Here is a 15,629-nt window from a genome sequence, read left to right on the forward strand (position 1 = left end):
GGTAGTTAAGAATGTCGGGAAATGAAAATGTTCATATTTGTAGCAGAATAATTTTTCAACCTGCGCAAAGGTTGACGGGTCTGACTTAATTTTGCCCTTTGATTCCATATGCAGGTACAAACAAGCTATCGCGACATTATAAAAATGGCTTATCCTGTGATCATCGGGTCACTGGCTACCACCCTTTTGAACATCACTGACACAGCCTTTTTAGGGCGGGTCGGAGAGGTTGAGTTGGGAGCATCTGCTGTCGGTGGTGTTTTGTATTTTGTTTTTGTCATGATTGGCATATCCATTGGAATCGGTGCTCAGATTTTGATTGCCAGAAGAGCCGGTGAAAAAAAGGAAAGTGAGATAGGCGAAATTTTTGACAATAGCTTATACATTCTGTTTGGACTCAGTTTAGTCTTGTTTATTATTCTGGAATTTTTGTCTCCGCTTTTGCTTCGTCTCATTTTGGATTCGGAGCCAATTATTGACGCAAGCATCCGTTTTTTGCATTACAGGGCGTATGGAATTTTCTTTATCATGCTGGCCACTGTATTTCGTTCATTTTATGTTGGAATCGCACAGCCAAGGGTATATGGGATCTATTCCTTCATCATGGCGTTGGTAAATATTCTGCTTGGTTACTTATTGATTTTTGGAAATTGGGGTTTCCCGAAAATGGGAATCGAAGGAGCAGGCCTTGCTTCCACCATTTCCGAATTGATTGCTTTGATTTATATTTTTGGTTACACTTCAGTGAAACGCGGGATTAAGCAATTTCAATTGTTTCGATTCAGAAGGATAGACTGGAAACTAATTTCAGGGATCATGAATCTGTCAGCCCCGTTGGTTGTACAGAATTTATTATCCATGGGAGCATGGTTTGTGTTTTTCATTTTCATAGAAAAAATCGGTGCTCATGAACTTGCAATTTCAAATATTGTACGGGGAGCTTACATGGTTGCGATGACTCCAATCTGGGGGTTTTCCATCGCGGCAAATAGTATGGTCAGCAACATCATCGGACAGGGGAAAAGTGAAGAAGTGATCGCACTTTTGAACAGGATTATTAAACTGGCACTGTTGGTAACCGGAATTATGGCCCTGATTAACGCTTCTATACCGCGTTTGATACTTCGCATTTTTACTGTTGATGAAATCCTCATTCAGGATTCCTTAGGTTCATTTTATGTGGTTATTTTTGCGATGTTATTTTTTGCATTCGCGATTGTGTGTATCAGCGCTGTGAGTGGTACCGGTGCAACGCGTGCCGCTCTGTACATTGAAATCGCGGCAATACTGATTTACATGATCTACAATTATGTGATCACCTTTCTGTTCCATGGAACCGTAGAAATGGTGTGGATGTCAGAAATTATTTATTGGATCTTCACCGGCGTTGCCTCCTATATTTTCCTCAGGAGTTTACGTTGGAAAAAAATTGTGATTTAACCTCTAACATCTTAAATCATGCACCCTCTCCCCCGAATAATCTTTTACGGAACACCTGAATTTGCAGTACCCAGTCTTGATATTCTGGTACAAAATGGTTTATCGGTTGTTGCAGTTGTGACGGCTCCTGATAAACCTGCCGGGCGCGGACAAAAAATCCTGCATTCCGCTGTGAAACAATATGCCCTTACTAAAAATATACCGGTACTCCAGCCACCGAATTTGAAAGACCCGGCCTTTTTGGAAGACCTTGAAAGAATGGCTCCTGACTTACAGATTGTGGTAGCTTTCCGAATGTTACCGGAGAAAGTATGGAAATTTCCTCCTCTTGGAACATTCAATTTACATGCGTCACTTCTTCCGCAATACCGTGGTGCGGCCCCGATAAACTGGGCAATTATAAACGGAGAAAAAGAAACAGGGATCACTACTTTTTTCTTGCAGCAGGAGATCGATACAGGCAAGATAATTTTTCAGGAAAAAGTAGAAATCTCAGGCGATGATAATGCCGGAAGTTTGCATGATAAACTGATGGAGTCAGGGTCTGAATTGGTGCTCAAAACAGTTCAGTCGATTATTGATAAAAAATCCAACCGGTTGATCAAAATGCAATGGGTGCCGGTGCAACTTTAAAAAGTGCACCCAAGCTTAACAGTGAAAACACAAAAGTGGATATCCATCATACGGCGGAGGAAGTTCATAATTTCATTCGTGGACTTTCACCATACCCTGCAGCGCATGCGGAATTATTTAATCCGTCGAGTGGGGTTAGTTTTAAAGTTAAAATTTACAAAAGCACTTTTGAACCCATGGCTCATGATAAGCGTGCAGGTTCCATTGAAACTGATAATAAATCCTATCTGAAAGTTTATTTGCGCAAAGGAATTGTACAGATTCTTGAACTGCAATTGTCGGGGAGGAACAGGGTGTCGGTCAGAGATTTTCTGAATGGATTCAAACTGGAAGGAATTTGGCAATTGAAGTAGGATTTCATCATTTCGAATCATATCCATCCCGGAATTGTATTTGAAATGATTTTTTAGGGACAAATTAATCCTTCGCTATTGTTGATAAATACATCCACTCGAATCAGTCTTTCTCATTTGTAAAACTGAATTTTGCATCAATGAAAAAAGTGGTGGTTTTTACCGGTTCCGGCATCAGCGCTGAAAGTGGCATAAAGACATTTCGGGATCATGACGGATTATGGGAGAATTACAAGATTGAAGAAGTGGCGACTCCGGAAGCCTGGGCCAGGAATCCAGCAAAGGTTCTGGATTTTTATAACATGAGGCGAAAGGAAGTGTTGCAAGTCCTTCCGAATTCCGCACATTTAGCCCTTGTAAAACTTGAACAAGCCTTTGATGTTGAAATCATCACTCAAAATATTGATGATTTGCATGAAAGAGCCGGGTCAAGCAAAGTATTGCATTTACACGGAGAAATTCTGAAAGCAAGAAGTTCGGTTGACGAACGATTAATAGTTCCTGTTCAGGGCTGGAAAATGGAACATGGAGCTCTTTGTCCAAAAGGGTCTCCATTAAGGCCACACATTGTTTGGTTCGGGGAAATGGTCCCTTTACTTTCTGTAGCGGCTGAAATTGTGAGCCAGGCAGACATCTTTATCGTTGTTGGAACCTCTCTCGCTGTTTATCCCGCTGCCGGATTGGTCGATTTCGCTCCATATGACAGCGAAAAGTATTTGGTTGATCCCAATGAGTCCGTTTATGTGAAAGGTGTCCAGATCATTCGGGAAAAGGCCGGAACGGGCCTCCCAAGACTGGTTGATCAATTACTTCAGGATCATTCAGGATAAAGGAACCCAATAAGTAATCTCGAATTAAATTTAATAAGATCACATTTCACTTTGATTTTCAGCTTATAATAGAATTTATATAATCCAATAATCCATGTCAATGAGCGATCCATTTTTCGATTCTGAGTTTTTTAAATGGGTGGTATTACCGATCATTATTTTTTTTGCAAGGATGGCGGATGTGAGCTTGGGTACCCTCAGGAATGTCTTTATTTCCAAGGGATTTAGAAATATTGTTCCAATAATTGGGTTCTTTGAAGTTCTTATCTGGCTGGTTTCCATTCGTCAGGTGATGCGTCATTTGGATAACCCACTTTGTTATGTAGGCTTTGCCGGAGGCTTTGCAGCAGGAACATATGTAGGTTTATTCATCGAAAGAAAACTTGCTTTGGGAATGCAGGTTTTACGCATCATCACCAATCAGAATTGGCAGGAATTGGTGAATGCATTACAACTTCAGAATGTCGGTGTAACTATAATGGACGGTCATGGCTCCAAAGGCCCGGTTAAAGTCATTTTTACCATCATTAAAAGGAAGGATTTGAACCTGGTCAGGCAGGTTATCAGGGATCATAATCCAAATGCCTTCTATTCCATTGAGGACATCCGGGTAGCCAATCAGGGGGTTTTTCCAAAAAAATCGGCTGTAAACAATACTATGGATTACATCCGTAGTGTTTTTCCTGACCCCAAAGAGAAATGAACGTTAACCTGTCAATAAGATGTTCCCGGTGACGTTTCGGAAACTATTGAAAGTAATAACTTTGTGACAATAAATCCTATCGATACTAATCACACAAACCTAAAAAACAACCAATGAAAACAAAAGCAATTTTAGCATTTATGGTAGCCGGTGCACTCGGCTTTACTTCCTGCACAAAGAAAATTGATGAAAAAACTATGGGTGAAATCACTCAGTTTGGAACTGACTGGACCAGCCTTGGCGAAAAAGCTACTGCATGGAGCACAGAGCTCAATGAAACTGCTACAAAGGCTAAAGAATTTGCTGCACAGCAAACTGAGCGTTCAACAGCTATCGCTTCTTCTAAAGACGAAGCATTGAAAGCTACGGCAGCGAACATGTCCAAAATGGCAACAGAAGATGCAACCAAAATGGATGGAATGGTTAATGAGTACAGCACTTTCAAAGCTACCTGGGACGAAACAACAAAACAATTCACAGAGTGGAAAGACAAAATTGCTAAAGGCGAAATCAGTGCTGATGAAGCAGTAAAAGGTCTTGCAGATTTCCGTACTAAAATGAGCGATGCTCAAACTAAGATTGATACATGGAATACTGCTTATGCTGAAGTAAAGAGCTCTTGCGAAAAGAATATGGCTGCTGCTGATGAAATGGCTAAATCCATGGAAACAACTACAGCGAAAAAATAATTGCTTACTTCTTTAATTTTGCAAAAAAGGTCTGAGATTTTCTCAGACCTTTTTTGTTGAATGCAATTCCTGGATTTCTTTAAGCAATTGCCGTGAGTAATTGTTAAAATACCGTTTGTGACGAAAAGCGCTGACCCAGCGAATCCCATGAATCACATCGGTGAGGAATAACTCATCGGCATTAAGCATGTCCTCTACCTCTACTCCTTTTTGAATCACGGGCTTTCCTTTTTCTTCCATCATCCGGATGATGGTTTCCCGCATCACCCCGGCAACACAGGCTTCATCCAGTGAAGGGGTGATTAAATCATTTCCTTTTAGAAGAAAGATATTCGAACTGATTGCTTCCGCGACCCTGTCATCTGTATTGAGTACAAGACAATCTCCATAACCATGATGCCTTTTGTGCAAACCGGCCATTACATAATAAAGTGCATTGGAGGATTTTAAATTTGACAATGCGCTAACCGGCTTCTTGATATCAGTATACAGTTCAATTTTCAATCCGGTATCATTGAGTTTATAATGATGCAGTGAAAGCGGAGTTACCTCAATGATATAGGATACATTATTGGATTGTGGCGTGTACAAACCCCCGTCATTTCTGAAAACTTCCAGACGAATTCTTCCATGGCCTTTCAGGTGGTTGACCTGATCCAGGTGCCGGATCGATAAATATAAATTGTGAAAGGTCAGATCATCATGAGGTTGCATGCCCAGCAATGACATACTTCTCTTTAATCGCTGCAGATGCTGTTCAAAAAACAGGATTTCGCCATTCATGAGGCGAATGGTTTCAAATACAGCGTCTCCGTAACGAAAAGCTCTGTTGGCAGAAGTAAAAATCGGCTGAGATGATTCAACGATATTTCCGTTGAAATTAATATATGTCGCCTGTTGCCCCATTTCGCAGAACAAAAGTACTGCGAAGCAAGGCATGAAAAATTATTATTTCAAAAATTAATTAACGGGAGAGTCTTAATAGCTTTTGCCAAGAATCAGGGGAAGTGTTTCCAAAAGTGATGAATTTGAAAGTACTTTCAATGATCTCACTCCGGCTATTGTTCCTGCTTCCACATCTCTGTCGGCATCACCAATGAACCAGGATTGTTTTGGGTCAATTCCGAATCGTGCCATCGCCTTTTCGAGCAGCAAAGAATCGGGTTTTCTGCAAATGCATTTTGTGTTGTCCGGATGGTGCGGACAATAGTAAACTTCTGAAATGTGGATTCCCTGATTTTCCAGATGTCTTTCCAGATGGAGATGAAGGTAATCAGCATCCGCTTTTGTGTACATTCCTTTTCCGATCCCACCCTGATTGCTGATAATGATCAGCAGGTAGCCTTCTTTTTGAAAGGCCTGTAAAGCCGGGATCAGATCTTTATTTAATTTAAAATCCTCCAGCAGCCAGGTATAATCTCCCCTTTCCTCGTTGATGACACCATCGCGGTCGAGAAAGATGGCTTTATTTTTTTCAGATGGCATTCCGGAAGTATATCAGTTGATCGAAAAATGAAATCACAAGGGATGGCTTTAATAGAATGGTGAAGAAAAATCCATACAATGCTCCCCACAAATGGGCATCGTGATTGATTCTGTCACCACCTTTTTTACCCATGTAATAGCAGTAAATTAAATACAATATTCCAAAGATAATCCCAGGCAAACACAAGATGCCATAGAAACAAAGGCGTTGAAGCGGATTAAACAAGATAAATGAAAACACCACCGCTGATACCGCTCCGGAAGCGCCCAGAGCATGATAAGCAGGATTGTTTTTTTCTTTTGAAAATGTCGGGACTATTGACATTCCTAATCCACCTACATACAAAAGGAGAAAATTGATCGTAGCTCTGGATCCAAACAATGCATTAAAATAATCTTCTACTGCCCTTCCAAATGTGTACAGGACAAACATGTTCACAATGAGGTGAAGCCAGTCGGCATGGATCAATCCACTACTGAAAAACCGATACCATTCCTTCTTCTGACGGATGAGATAAGGACTAAAAATCAGTTTGTCCAGAATACTGTGGTTCTGGAAAGCAAGAAAAGAAATCACACAAGTGATGATCAGGATAATATTGGTCATGGAAGGTTTCTTCTTTTCCTGAAAGTTTAGATCATCAGTTTAAAATGCCTCAGACATTGAAACGGAAATGCATTACGTCCCCGTCTTCTACAGTGTATTCTTTACCCTCAATACTCAGTTTTCCTGCATCCCTGCAGGCAGTTTCGGAACCCAGAGTTACGAAGTCAGCGAAGTGAATTACCTCTGCTTTGATAAATCCTTTTTCAAAATCGGTATGGATCACTGCAGCAGCCTGGGGTGCCATCATACCTTTGGTGATGGTCCATGCTCTCACTTCCTTCACACCTGCTGTGAAGTAAGTTTGCAATGAGAGTAAACGATATGCAGCTTTAATCAATTTACTTACTCCGGATTCACTCAGACCGAGATCATTCAGAAAGGCCTGACGATCTTCAAAACTATCCAGCTGAGTAATTTCAGCTTCTATCGCTGCAGCGATGACAAGGATTTCAGCCTTCTCATCATGAATGTGTTCGCGGAGCTGATCCACATATTTATTTCCAGTATTTACGGATCCTTCATCAACATTACAGACGTAAAGAACAGGCTTTGCCGTCAGCAGGAAAATATCCGCGATGAATCGTTGGTCTTCTTCAGCGACCGGAGCACTTCTTGCGGATTTACCCTGTTCCAGATGGGCTTTATAAACCATCAGAACATCCATCGCTTTTTTAGCGTCTTTATCTGCTCCGGCTTTTGCAACTTTTTCAACGCGGGCAATTTTCTTCTCAATACTGTCGAGGTCTTTCAATTGAAGTTCCGTATCGATTGTGCCTTTGTCACGGACCGGATTTACCGAACCATCCACATGCACAACATTCGGATCATCAAAACAGCGAACGACATGAATAATCGCATCACACTCACGGATATTACTGAGAAATTGATTCCCGAGTCCTTCACCTTTGCTCGCTCCTTTTACAAGTCCGGCAATGTCGACGATTTCAATTGTTGTCGGAACCACTCGTTGTGGTTTTACCAGACGTTCCAATTCCAAAAGGCGGTCATCCGGTACGGTGATAACGCCAATATTTGGTTCGATAGTACAAAATGGAAAATTTGCCGCTTGTGCTTTCGCATTTGACAGACAATTAAACAATGTTGATTTTCCTACATTCGGTAACCCGACAATTCCACATTTCAATCCCATAATCTTAATCGTAATAACAGGAAATATCCTGCTTCTTTATTTGTTTTAAACTGTTGTGTTCTGAAGATGATAAAATGAATCTGTTTCAAACAGAAATTATAATTTTTATTTTCCACCCGAGGTCGACAGAATTCCCTGATACTTTAAAGTATTTGCAGGATCGATGAGACTCAATACCTGTACAACCTGACTTTTTTCATCCTGAGGTGCCTGTGAATACAGGTTGATGATTTCATCACATTTAGCATTAAAGAACACCTGCATGAGGAAAGAATTTGGTTTATCGTTGTAGACTCTGCGTAATTCTTTAATAGATTCTGTGACAGCTGACCGAGCATTCACCTGGTCTTCCGACAATTTATCAAACCCCAACCTGTGATATGAATACATCGTGTTGCGGAGAGGTTTGAAAGATACGTTCATCAGATTTTCGGAAATCCAATAACGGTTTCGTGAACTTTCAAAGGCTTTCCAGCCTCTTTCCGCAAGTACCTGCGCATTGCTTACAATAGATTGCGCTTTTGTAAAGTAGGGTGTTCCTCCTTCAGGCGAAAAAGAATCGTAATCGAGTCCGATGATGATGTTAGCATAATACGCCAGAACAGCAGTGAGATTGGAATTGATATTTGCTTCATCAAATTCCAAAGTCTGATCCTGTACATACCGGAAATTAAAATCATTGTCCTGGTGATTGAACAAAGGTGAATTGTAAGATGTCTTGTACACCGGTCTGCGTGACTGAATCTGGATATTCGCTTTGAAATCATCCACAGAAGTTCTTTCAGAAATTGTAATGATGATGCTGCATTCAATTCTTTCCTGGTTCAGAAACTGGTCATTCGTCCAGGTTCTGTTGTTCATGAATTCCCGGATGGCGGTTTGCAGGGTTTCGTAAATGGTTTTATCGCTGGCCTGAATCTGCGGAGTCAGCACAGATACCTGGCAATTCAGTTCTTGTGCATTGCTGAATTCAGCTGTAAGTAAAAAGGAAAGAAAAATGAGAATTCTTTTCACCATGATAGACGAAGGAATTTATTATGAAATTATTTTTGTAGCGCGGGGATCAGGAAATCAAGAATATCCTTTGCGACATTTTGTTTTGACTTCAGCGGATAATCCTTTATTGAACCATCTTTGCTCAGAATACTTATTTTGTTGGTGTCGTGACCAAAGCCGGCTCCGGCATCACGAAGTGAATTGAGGACGATGAAATCCAGATTCTTTTTGGACAGTTTTATTTTCGCGTTTTGAGTTTCGTCATCTGTTTCGAGAGCAAAACCCACCAGTAATTGGTTTGCAGGTTTATTCTTTCCAAGATCCGCAAGAATATCGGTTGTTGGTACCAACGAGAGTTCAAGGGAATTATTTTTCTTCTTGATTTTGCTGCTTTCTACATGATCCGGTTTGAAATCGGCAACAGCGGCAGCCATGATTAGCAGAGCCGCTTTTGGAGCTTCCAACATGCAGGCAGCATGCATTTCCGCGGTACTTTCGACTTGTATTCTCCGGATGTTTGAAGACTGGCTGTGCAGTGAAGTCGGACCGGTAATGAGCACGACATTTGCGCCTTTTCTTGCGGCTTCCTCCGCGATAGCAAATCCCATTTTACCGGAAGACCTGTTCCCGATAAAGCGCACCGGATCAATCGCTTCATGTGTAGGTCCGGCAGTAATCAAAACGGTTTTTCCTTTTAACGGGAGATCAGTGGAAAAGAAACTCTCCAAAGCTGAAAAAATATTTTCCGGCTCCTCCATTCTTCCCTCTCCATTCAACCCACTGGCAAGTTCGCCCTCAGTGGGGGCTATCAAGTGCACACCGTCTTTTTTCAATTGATCCATTGACCTCTGCGTGGCTGGATGCTTCCACATATCCAGATCCATTGCAGGAGCGATAAAAACAGGACATCTTGCAGAAAGATAAGTTGCCAGCAGGAGGTTATTACAAATTCCGTTGGCCATATGCGCAAGTGTATTCGCGGATGCCGGTGCAATGATCATTGCATCAGCCCACAAACCAAGATCCACATGGTTGTGCCAGGAACCGGTAGAAGGTTCAAAATAATCTGACAAAACCGGTCGCTTTGAAAGTACGGATAGCGTCAAAGGAGTGATAAAGTCCTTTGCGGAACCAGTCATCACGATTTGCACTTCCGCACCGGCTTTCACGAGCAGACGGGTAAGCAAAGCTGATTTGTAGGCAGCGATGCTTCCGGTTACTCCGAGAATTATTTTCTTTCCTTTCATCGACAAGGGTCAAAATTTTTTTCAGGAATTTAAACGAAAAAATCCAAAACATGAGTCTTGGATTTTCCCGTAAAGCGAAAGAGAAGGCAGATTAGAAATTATCCTGCTTTTCTTTGTTCGGATTGCGGAAATAGATTTTGTCTTCGGTATATTCCTGTACCGCGATCAAAGTTGGTTTCGGCAAGCGTTCGTAGTATTTTGAAATTTCAATTTGCTCACGGTTTTCAAACACTTCTTCCAGATTATCAGTGCTTGAATTGAACTCCGATAATTTGGCGTTCAGTTCATCCTTCATTTCAGAAGAAATCTGGTTAGCACGTTTCGCAATAATCACGATGGATTCGTAAACATTACCAGTTTTCTTGTCGAAATCAGGTACATTACGTGTGACAGTAGTATTTACGTCCGATTTGTAATTCATGGTTACCGGTTTTTAGTTTTAATTGGATGAGGTTACGGATGGGGTAATTTTTTCTATACGTTTTCTCGTGAGCAACACGATTTCATCAGCTTCTTTACGGTATTTGCTTTCAGCATAAGCGGACGCGAAATCAGCGTAGGCGCTTACGGTTTCCTGGTACCTTGGCAAACGTTTGTCTTCAATACTATTTTCTGCAAGAAGAAAACTTGCTTTCAAAATCAGAAACATTGCTTCTTCTCTGTATTGTGTAGACGGAAAATCAGCGAGCAAATTGCGGAAGGTTGTTACCGCGGCTTTGTAATCCTCCATATTGTAATACAAGCGTGCATTCTGAAAACTCTTTTCTTCAAGTTTGCCACGCAACTGGTCGATCAGTTTATTGCATTGCGCAATACGTGTGCTTTGAGGATACTGATCGGCAAACAGTTGCAATTCATTAATTGCTTTAAGAGTGTTTGTCTGATCCAATGAATATTCAGGTGAATCCTGGTAGTAACAGTAAGAATGCATGAATGCACATTCTTCAGCATATTCACTGGTCGGAAATGTTTTTGAGAAATTATCAAAATCGTAAGCGGCGGTTTCGAAATCTCCAAGTTGATAATTTGTATAAGCGTAATAGTAATAAGTCTTTTCAGCTTTCTTGGTTCCGCGGTAAACGGTGATCAATTCTTCAAGCAAGGGCAGCGCTTTGAAATAATCGCCTTTGTTGTAGAGTTTGATGGCCAAATTCAGCTTTGCATCCATGTCGGTTCCCTTCATGACACGGGTATAATTGCTGCAGGAAGCAATAAACATGCTGATAATCAGCAATATATAGGAAATCCGAGGGAACATAAGCCCGCAAAGATAATAAATATTAATTGAAATTCGTAATAAAAACGAATGCTTCAACGTCGATTTCGAGCATCAAAATGTGACTTATTGCTTAATCAACCGGGTTCTTTCAGAGATTGATCCGTCCTCTTCAATGGCAAGAAAATAAATACCTGAAGTGAGATGCTCTCCTGTTTGAATAAGACCGGAATTGCCTGAAAGAGGTTTACTGATGATTTCCTGTCCCATTGCATTCCAGACATGAAGAACAGCATTTGAATTTTCTTTCTTCAAGTGGTATTGAATATTGATCCTGTTTGAGAATGGATTTGGAAATACCTGCATTGAATTCCCGGATTCGACCTGATTTGGAATGCTGGTTGCCAGTGCACCTGTTAATTGAAACTGATCGATGGCTCCTTCGACAATATGTCCGGGTGAATTGTCCGCAATTTCCACGATAAGTTGCATGTTTGAAGTAGGTTGAATGTATGCAGAAATGAGGAAACTGCTTTGAGTCCATACAGGAGAACCATTGGTGTTGTCGATATTCTCAATTGTGACAGTTGTTGTTCCATTGCTCAATTTTACCTGCATGGAATCATTTGGAGTGCTGCTGCCACCGAAATTTGTGAACCAACGATAATACTCAACAGATGGATCCAGGTAAATTGTCGCATCGAAAACAGGTGAAGTTAAAATGGTATTTCCGTTGTCAACGTCATTCGACGAATAAGAACCAACTCCGTTATCTGTTACAAAACACTTGTCTGAACAATCGCCGGTTACATCGAATTCAGGATTAACCGGAGCTCCTGTATTCGAAAATGTTCCATAAGGTTCTCCCCTTTCCCATGCATTTAATGATGAGCCGTTGACTGTCCATCCAAAATCAAGGGAGAAATCATCGTAATATCCCCGGTTGAGTTGGAATGAATCCGTTAGTGCGGCATCAACTACTGTAATCGAAGAACACTGTGTTACATTGCCCCATTTTCCAACCAGGATATCATAAGTTCCGGCAATGATTCCGGGAAATGAATAAATACCCTGACTGTTGGTTGTTGTTGTGAGATCAAAATCGGAATTGGTCAATTGAACGGTTGCGCCTTCAATCAGATCTCCTGAAGGCACTTCTGTGACTACTCCGGAAATTTCATAAGATGGTAAAGGAGCAAGCTGAACATCCTGTGTCGTAACAATGCCATTTGCAAGCACTACTCCACTGATCGTTTTCGGGAAATAACCGGGTTTGGAATACAACACGTCAACAGTCCCGGCAATAGCCATTCCTGACTGATAAAAACCGCTTGAATTAGAAGTTCGGAAAATGCCGGCCCCAAGAATTTCTGCCCTTGCACCCGGAATAATAATACCACTTATAGAATCAGTAATCGTTCCTTCAAGATAACAGCCACGAACGTAAGTAGGACTAAGTACAAATAATCCATTATCAATGTCAGAAGCTACAATAGTTCCGGAAGGAAGAAAAGGATAAACACCCCAGCAACCATTGAATCCATTCCCGCTTCCCTGAGTGTAAGTATCATAATGTCCTACTTCAATGGGATTGCCCGGCCGGCTGACATCGGTAATGACCACTCCTTCTTTGTACCAGGAAGTAATTGCAAAATTATTGAGGATATGTGTATTGTGTACGATGGCGCCTGACCCTGCAGCAGTTTGAAAACGGGATAGTTCTGTGATGTTACTCAAATCAGAAATATCGTATTCGGCCAGGAAAGAATTCGAATTTTCGTCAGTGGTAAATACTCTTTTGTGGTCAGCAGACAACCAGGTGTTATGTGTAAAAGCTGTCGGTGTGGATTGAGTGGCTAACAAGACCGGATTTGATTTATTCCTGACATCAACTACAGTGAAAAAACCTGAATAAATGTGCGATTCGTATAATGTATCATTGTCCACAAATCCATCATGAACATAAGCCGGTTGCCCGCCACCTGGGAAAGTATACTGACCTGCATAAGTCGGATTCAGAGGATCCGCAAGATCCAGGAACAATGTATTTCCATCCCCAATATTACTACCATACAAATAAAGAAAACCGGTTGTAGTATCGCAATGCAATGCATGAATTGAATTCAGCTGACCTGCAATTGCACCATCTCCTGTATAATGTGTACTGCTAATGCTTGCAGGAAGCAGGCTAAGATCAACAATGGTAAGTCCGCCTCCGCCTTCTGTGGTCACATATGCGTATTTTCTGTATGTTTTGACTTCTCTCCATTCAGAAATTGCATCATTTACTGTGAATTTGATAACCGGACTGGACGGAATTGTGACATCAACGATTGACAATCCAAAATCAGTTCCTACAAGCGCGTACTCATTTCCCAATGAATCAACATATCCACCGATATTAGCCAGGGCTGAATTACCATAACTAAGGTTTGCCATTAGTTGCAGGTTTTGGGAATATGCTTGGAAACTTAGCAACAGTCCGAACAGCAGTACAATTCTTTTCATCTGATGATATTTTTTGCAAGAACGTTTGTTTCAGGTTCACAATCAAATTCAATTCTGAATATCGCATGAAATTCTTGTTATCTTCTAACTATTTGCTTTTTCAAAATGATTGAAATTCTCGGGGAAATTCAATTTCGGATCTATCCGGGATGAAAATTAACAATGGCTTCTCCTTCAAAATTGCAGAACTGGCCTTTTTAGAGACTTGTGCATGAAACCTATCAGTAAAATGAACACTCGAGATACAATAACGCATAAGAATCTCTATTTCAATATGTTAACAACTTCAGTTGATTTAAAAGACGTTTTATTGAGAAGATTTGACCTCTGATTTTATTCTGAATTGCACAATTGAATGTTGATTAATTGGGGCATTTAATCCCAAAAATCTTTGATTTTAAACGAAAATACTTACTTTTGCTAAGCGACCTTTTGTATGCAAAGTTCAATTGAATGCTGAAGGATATTTTCGATTTGTGACATTGGTTTTTTTATAAAAATTAAAAAAAAGAAGAAGTGGATTTATTCGAAAAATTAAAAAAGAACAGAGGACCTATCGGCCAGCATGCAAAGGATTCGCATGGTTATTTCACTTTTCCAAAACTCGAAGGTGATATTGGAACAAGGATGGTTTTTCGTGGAAAAGAACGTTTGATCTGGAGTCTGAATAATTACCTGGGATTAGCGAATCATCCGGAAGTAAGGAAAGCGGATGCGGAAGCTGCCGCAAAATTCGGATTTGCTACTCCGATGGGAGCCCGAATGATGTCAGGAAATTCAAATTACCATGAACAGCTGGAAAGCGAGCTTTCTACTTTCATGAGTAAGGAAGATACAATTTTGTTGAATTTCGGCTATCAGGGAATGGTATCCGCGATTGATTGCCTGGTTGATCGTCATGATGTAATTGTTTACGATAGTGAAAGTCATGCCTGTATTATTGATGGTGTTCGTTTACACATGGGAAAACGTTTTGTTTTTCCTCACAATGATATAGCGAATTGCGAAAAGCAATTGGAACGCGCCACCCGAATTGTTGAAGAAACCGGAGGTTCTATACTTCTGATTACCGAAGGTGTTTTTGGTATGAGTGGTGATATGGGACGATTGAAAGACATAGTTGAATTGAAGAAGAAGTTCCAGTTCCGTCTTTTTGTTGACGATGCCCATGGTTTTGGCACAATGGGTAAAACCGGTGCCGGAACAGGTGAAGAACAAGGAGTACAAGATCAGATAGATATCTATTTCGGAACATTTGCCAAGAGTATGGCAATGATCGGAGGTTTCATTTCAAGTAGTGAGGATGTGGTGGAATATTTGCGTTACAATATGCGTTCGCAGATTTTCGCTAAATCCATGCCGATGCCATTGGTTCTCGGAGCTTTGAAACGTCTTGAATTGTTGCGTAGTCAGCCAGAGATGAAAGACAATCTCTGGAAAATTGTGAATGCACTCCAGAATGGTTTGAAAGAAGCCGGATTTAATATTGGTAAAACACAATCTCCTGTGACTCCTGTATATATGAATGGGAGCATCGGAGAAGCGACCAACCTCATTTATGATATGCGTGAGAACCATGACATCTTCTGTTCCATGGTTGTTTACCCTGTTGTACCCAAAGGAATCATCATTCTTCGCCTCATCCCTACCGCGGTACATTCGCTGGAAGATGTGAGCTATACTATTGATGCTTTCCGTAAAGCCTATGTAAAATTAAAAGCCGGAGAATACATGTCGGATAAAATTGCAGCATTCTGATCTGAATAAAATGG

At 40.9% G+C, this 15,629-nt stretch carries 14 protein-coding genes and 1 pseudogene; 6 read left to right on the plus strand and 9 right to left on the minus strand.

Features of this window, described 5'->3' with window-relative positions; translation table 11 throughout:
* Positions 1-108: 108 nt before the first annotated feature.
* The 5 genes and pseudogenes from IPP86_13675 to IPP86_13695 all read left to right on the plus strand — a co-directional run bounded on the left by IPP86_13675 (position 109) and on the right by IPP86_13695 (position 4,648).
* Positions 109-1,440, plus strand: a complete 1,332-nt coding sequence (locus tag IPP86_13675) for an MATE family efflux transporter (protein ID MBL0139560.1) — start codon at positions 109-111, stop codon at positions 1,438-1,440.
* Positions 1,441-1,458: 18 nt separating this feature from the next.
* Positions 1,459-2,426, plus strand: a pseudogene (locus tag IPP86_13680) (methionyl-tRNA formyltransferase).
* 140 nt (positions 2,427-2,566) lie between these two features.
* A complete protein-coding gene (locus IPP86_13685; protein MBL0139561.1) occupies positions 2,567-3,256 on the plus strand; it encodes an NAD-dependent deacylase in 690 nt (229 codons plus the stop codon).
* A gap of 100 nt (positions 3,257-3,356) precedes the next feature.
* A complete protein-coding gene (locus IPP86_13690) occupies positions 3,357-3,959 on the plus strand; it encodes a DUF2179 domain-containing protein (protein ID MBL0139562.1) in 603 nt (200 codons plus the stop codon).
* Between the two features lie 113 nt (positions 3,960-4,072).
* A complete protein-coding gene (locus tag IPP86_13695; protein MBL0139563.1) occupies positions 4,073-4,648 on the plus strand; it encodes a hypothetical protein in 576 nt (191 codons plus the stop codon).
* Between the two features lie 42 nt (positions 4,649-4,690).
* Here IPP86_13695 and IPP86_13700 read toward each other — a convergent pair whose 3' ends face one another.
* The 9 genes from IPP86_13700 to IPP86_13740 form a co-directional block, all read right to left on the minus strand.
* Positions 4,691-5,587, minus strand: a complete 897-nt coding sequence (locus IPP86_13700) for an aminotransferase class IV family protein (GenBank protein MBL0139564.1) — start codon at positions 5,585-5,587, stop codon at positions 4,691-4,693.
* A gap of 39 nt (positions 5,588-5,626) precedes the next feature.
* Positions 5,627-6,133 carry an HAD family hydrolase gene (locus tag IPP86_13705; protein MBL0139565.1) on the minus strand — a complete coding sequence of 169 codons (507 nt, stop codon included), beginning with the start codon at positions 6,131-6,133 and terminating at the stop codon, positions 5,627-5,629.
* The gene (locus IPP86_13710) at positions 6,123-6,740 is read right to left on the minus strand and encodes a rhomboid family intramembrane serine protease (protein MBL0139566.1); all 618 of its coding nucleotides are present in this window, start codon (positions 6,738-6,740) and stop codon (positions 6,123-6,125) included. The genes IPP86_13705 and IPP86_13710 overlap by 11 nt, the downstream gene beginning before the upstream one ends.
* Positions 6,741-6,789: 49 nt before the next feature.
* Positions 6,790-7,890 (minus strand): redox-regulated ATPase YchF, encoded by a 1,101-nt coding sequence (ychF, locus tag IPP86_13715; GenBank protein ID MBL0139567.1) that lies wholly within the window; start codon positions 7,888-7,890, stop codon positions 6,790-6,792.
* A gap of 105 nt (positions 7,891-7,995) precedes the next feature.
* Positions 7,996-8,907: a DUF4835 family protein gene (locus tag IPP86_13720; protein ID MBL0139568.1), complete on the minus strand. Its 912-nt coding sequence runs from the start codon at positions 8,905-8,907 to the stop codon at positions 7,996-7,998.
* A gap of 26 nt (positions 8,908-8,933) precedes the next feature.
* Positions 8,934-10,133, minus strand: coding sequence for a bifunctional phosphopantothenoylcysteine decarboxylase/phosphopantothenate--cysteine ligase CoaBC (gene coaBC, locus IPP86_13725; protein ID MBL0139569.1), 1,200 nt, complete (start codon positions 10,131-10,133; stop codon positions 8,934-8,936).
* Between the two features lie 91 nt (positions 10,134-10,224).
* A complete protein-coding gene (locus IPP86_13730; GenBank protein MBL0139570.1) occupies positions 10,225-10,554 on the minus strand; it encodes a DNA-directed RNA polymerase subunit omega in 330 nt (109 codons plus the stop codon).
* Between the two features lie 18 nt (positions 10,555-10,572).
* Positions 10,573-11,391, minus strand: coding sequence for an outer membrane protein assembly factor BamD (gene bamD / locus IPP86_13735; GenBank protein MBL0139571.1), 819 nt, complete (start codon positions 11,389-11,391; stop codon positions 10,573-10,575).
* Between the two features lie 84 nt (positions 11,392-11,475).
* Positions 11,476-13,857 carry a choice-of-anchor B family protein gene (locus IPP86_13740; GenBank protein ID MBL0139572.1) on the minus strand — a complete coding sequence of 794 codons (2,382 nt, stop codon included), beginning with the start codon at positions 13,855-13,857 and terminating at the stop codon, positions 11,476-11,478.
* A gap of 516 nt (positions 13,858-14,373) precedes the next feature.
* Between IPP86_13740 and IPP86_13745 the strand changes: the two genes are divergently transcribed.
* The gene (locus IPP86_13745) at positions 14,374-15,615 is read left to right on the plus strand and encodes an aminotransferase class I/II-fold pyridoxal phosphate-dependent enzyme (protein MBL0139573.1); all 1,242 of its coding nucleotides are present in this window, start codon (positions 14,374-14,376) and stop codon (positions 15,613-15,615) included.
* Positions 15,616-15,629 lie beyond the last annotated feature (14 nt).

Source organism: Bacteroidota bacterium (assembly GCA_016720935.1).
GTDB lineage: Bacteria > Bacteroidota > Bacteroidia > AKYH767-A > 2013-40CM-41-45 > JADKJP01.

Coding starts and splice junctions, on each gene's coding strand:
- IPP86_13705 (MBL0139565.1), bottom strand. CDS start 6,133: ATGCCATCTGAAAAAAATAAAGCCATCTTTCTCGACCGCGATGGTGTC.
- coaBC (MBL0139569.1), bottom strand. CDS start 10,133: ATGAAAGGAAAGAAAATAATTCTCGGAGTAACCGGAAGCATCGCTGCC.
- IPP86_13695 (MBL0139563.1), top strand. CDS start 4,073: ATGAAAACAAAAGCAATTTTAGCATTTATGGTAGCCGGTGCACTCGGC.
- IPP86_13690 (MBL0139562.1), top strand. CDS start 3,357: ATGAGCGATCCATTTTTCGATTCTGAGTTTTTTAAATGGGTGGTATTA.
- bamD (MBL0139571.1), bottom strand. CDS start 11,391: ATGTTCCCTCGGATTTCCTATATATTGCTGATTATCAGCATGTTTATT.
- IPP86_13700 (MBL0139564.1), bottom strand. CDS start 5,587: ATGCCTTGCTTCGCAGTACTTTTGTTCTGCGAAATGGGGCAACAGGCG.
- IPP86_13740 (MBL0139572.1), bottom strand. CDS start 13,857: ATGAAAAGAATTGTACTGCTGTTCGGACTGTTGCTAAGTTTCCAAGCA.
- IPP86_13710 (MBL0139566.1), bottom strand. CDS start 6,740: ATGACCAATATTATCCTGATCATCACTTGTGTGATTTCTTTTCTTGCT.
- IPP86_13720 (MBL0139568.1), bottom strand. CDS start 8,907: ATGGTGAAAAGAATTCTCATTTTTCTTTCCTTTTTACTTACAGCTGAA.
- IPP86_13675 (MBL0139560.1), top strand. CDS start 109: ATGCAGGTACAAACAAGCTATCGCGACATTATAAAAATGGCTTATCCT.
- ychF (MBL0139567.1), bottom strand. CDS start 7,890: ATGGGATTGAAATGTGGAATTGTCGGGTTACCGAATGTAGGAAAATCA.
- IPP86_13730 (MBL0139570.1), bottom strand. CDS start 10,554: ATGAATTACAAATCGGACGTAAATACTACTGTCACACGTAATGTACCT.
- IPP86_13685 (MBL0139561.1), top strand. CDS start 2,567: ATGAAAAAAGTGGTGGTTTTTACCGGTTCCGGCATCAGCGCTGAAAGT.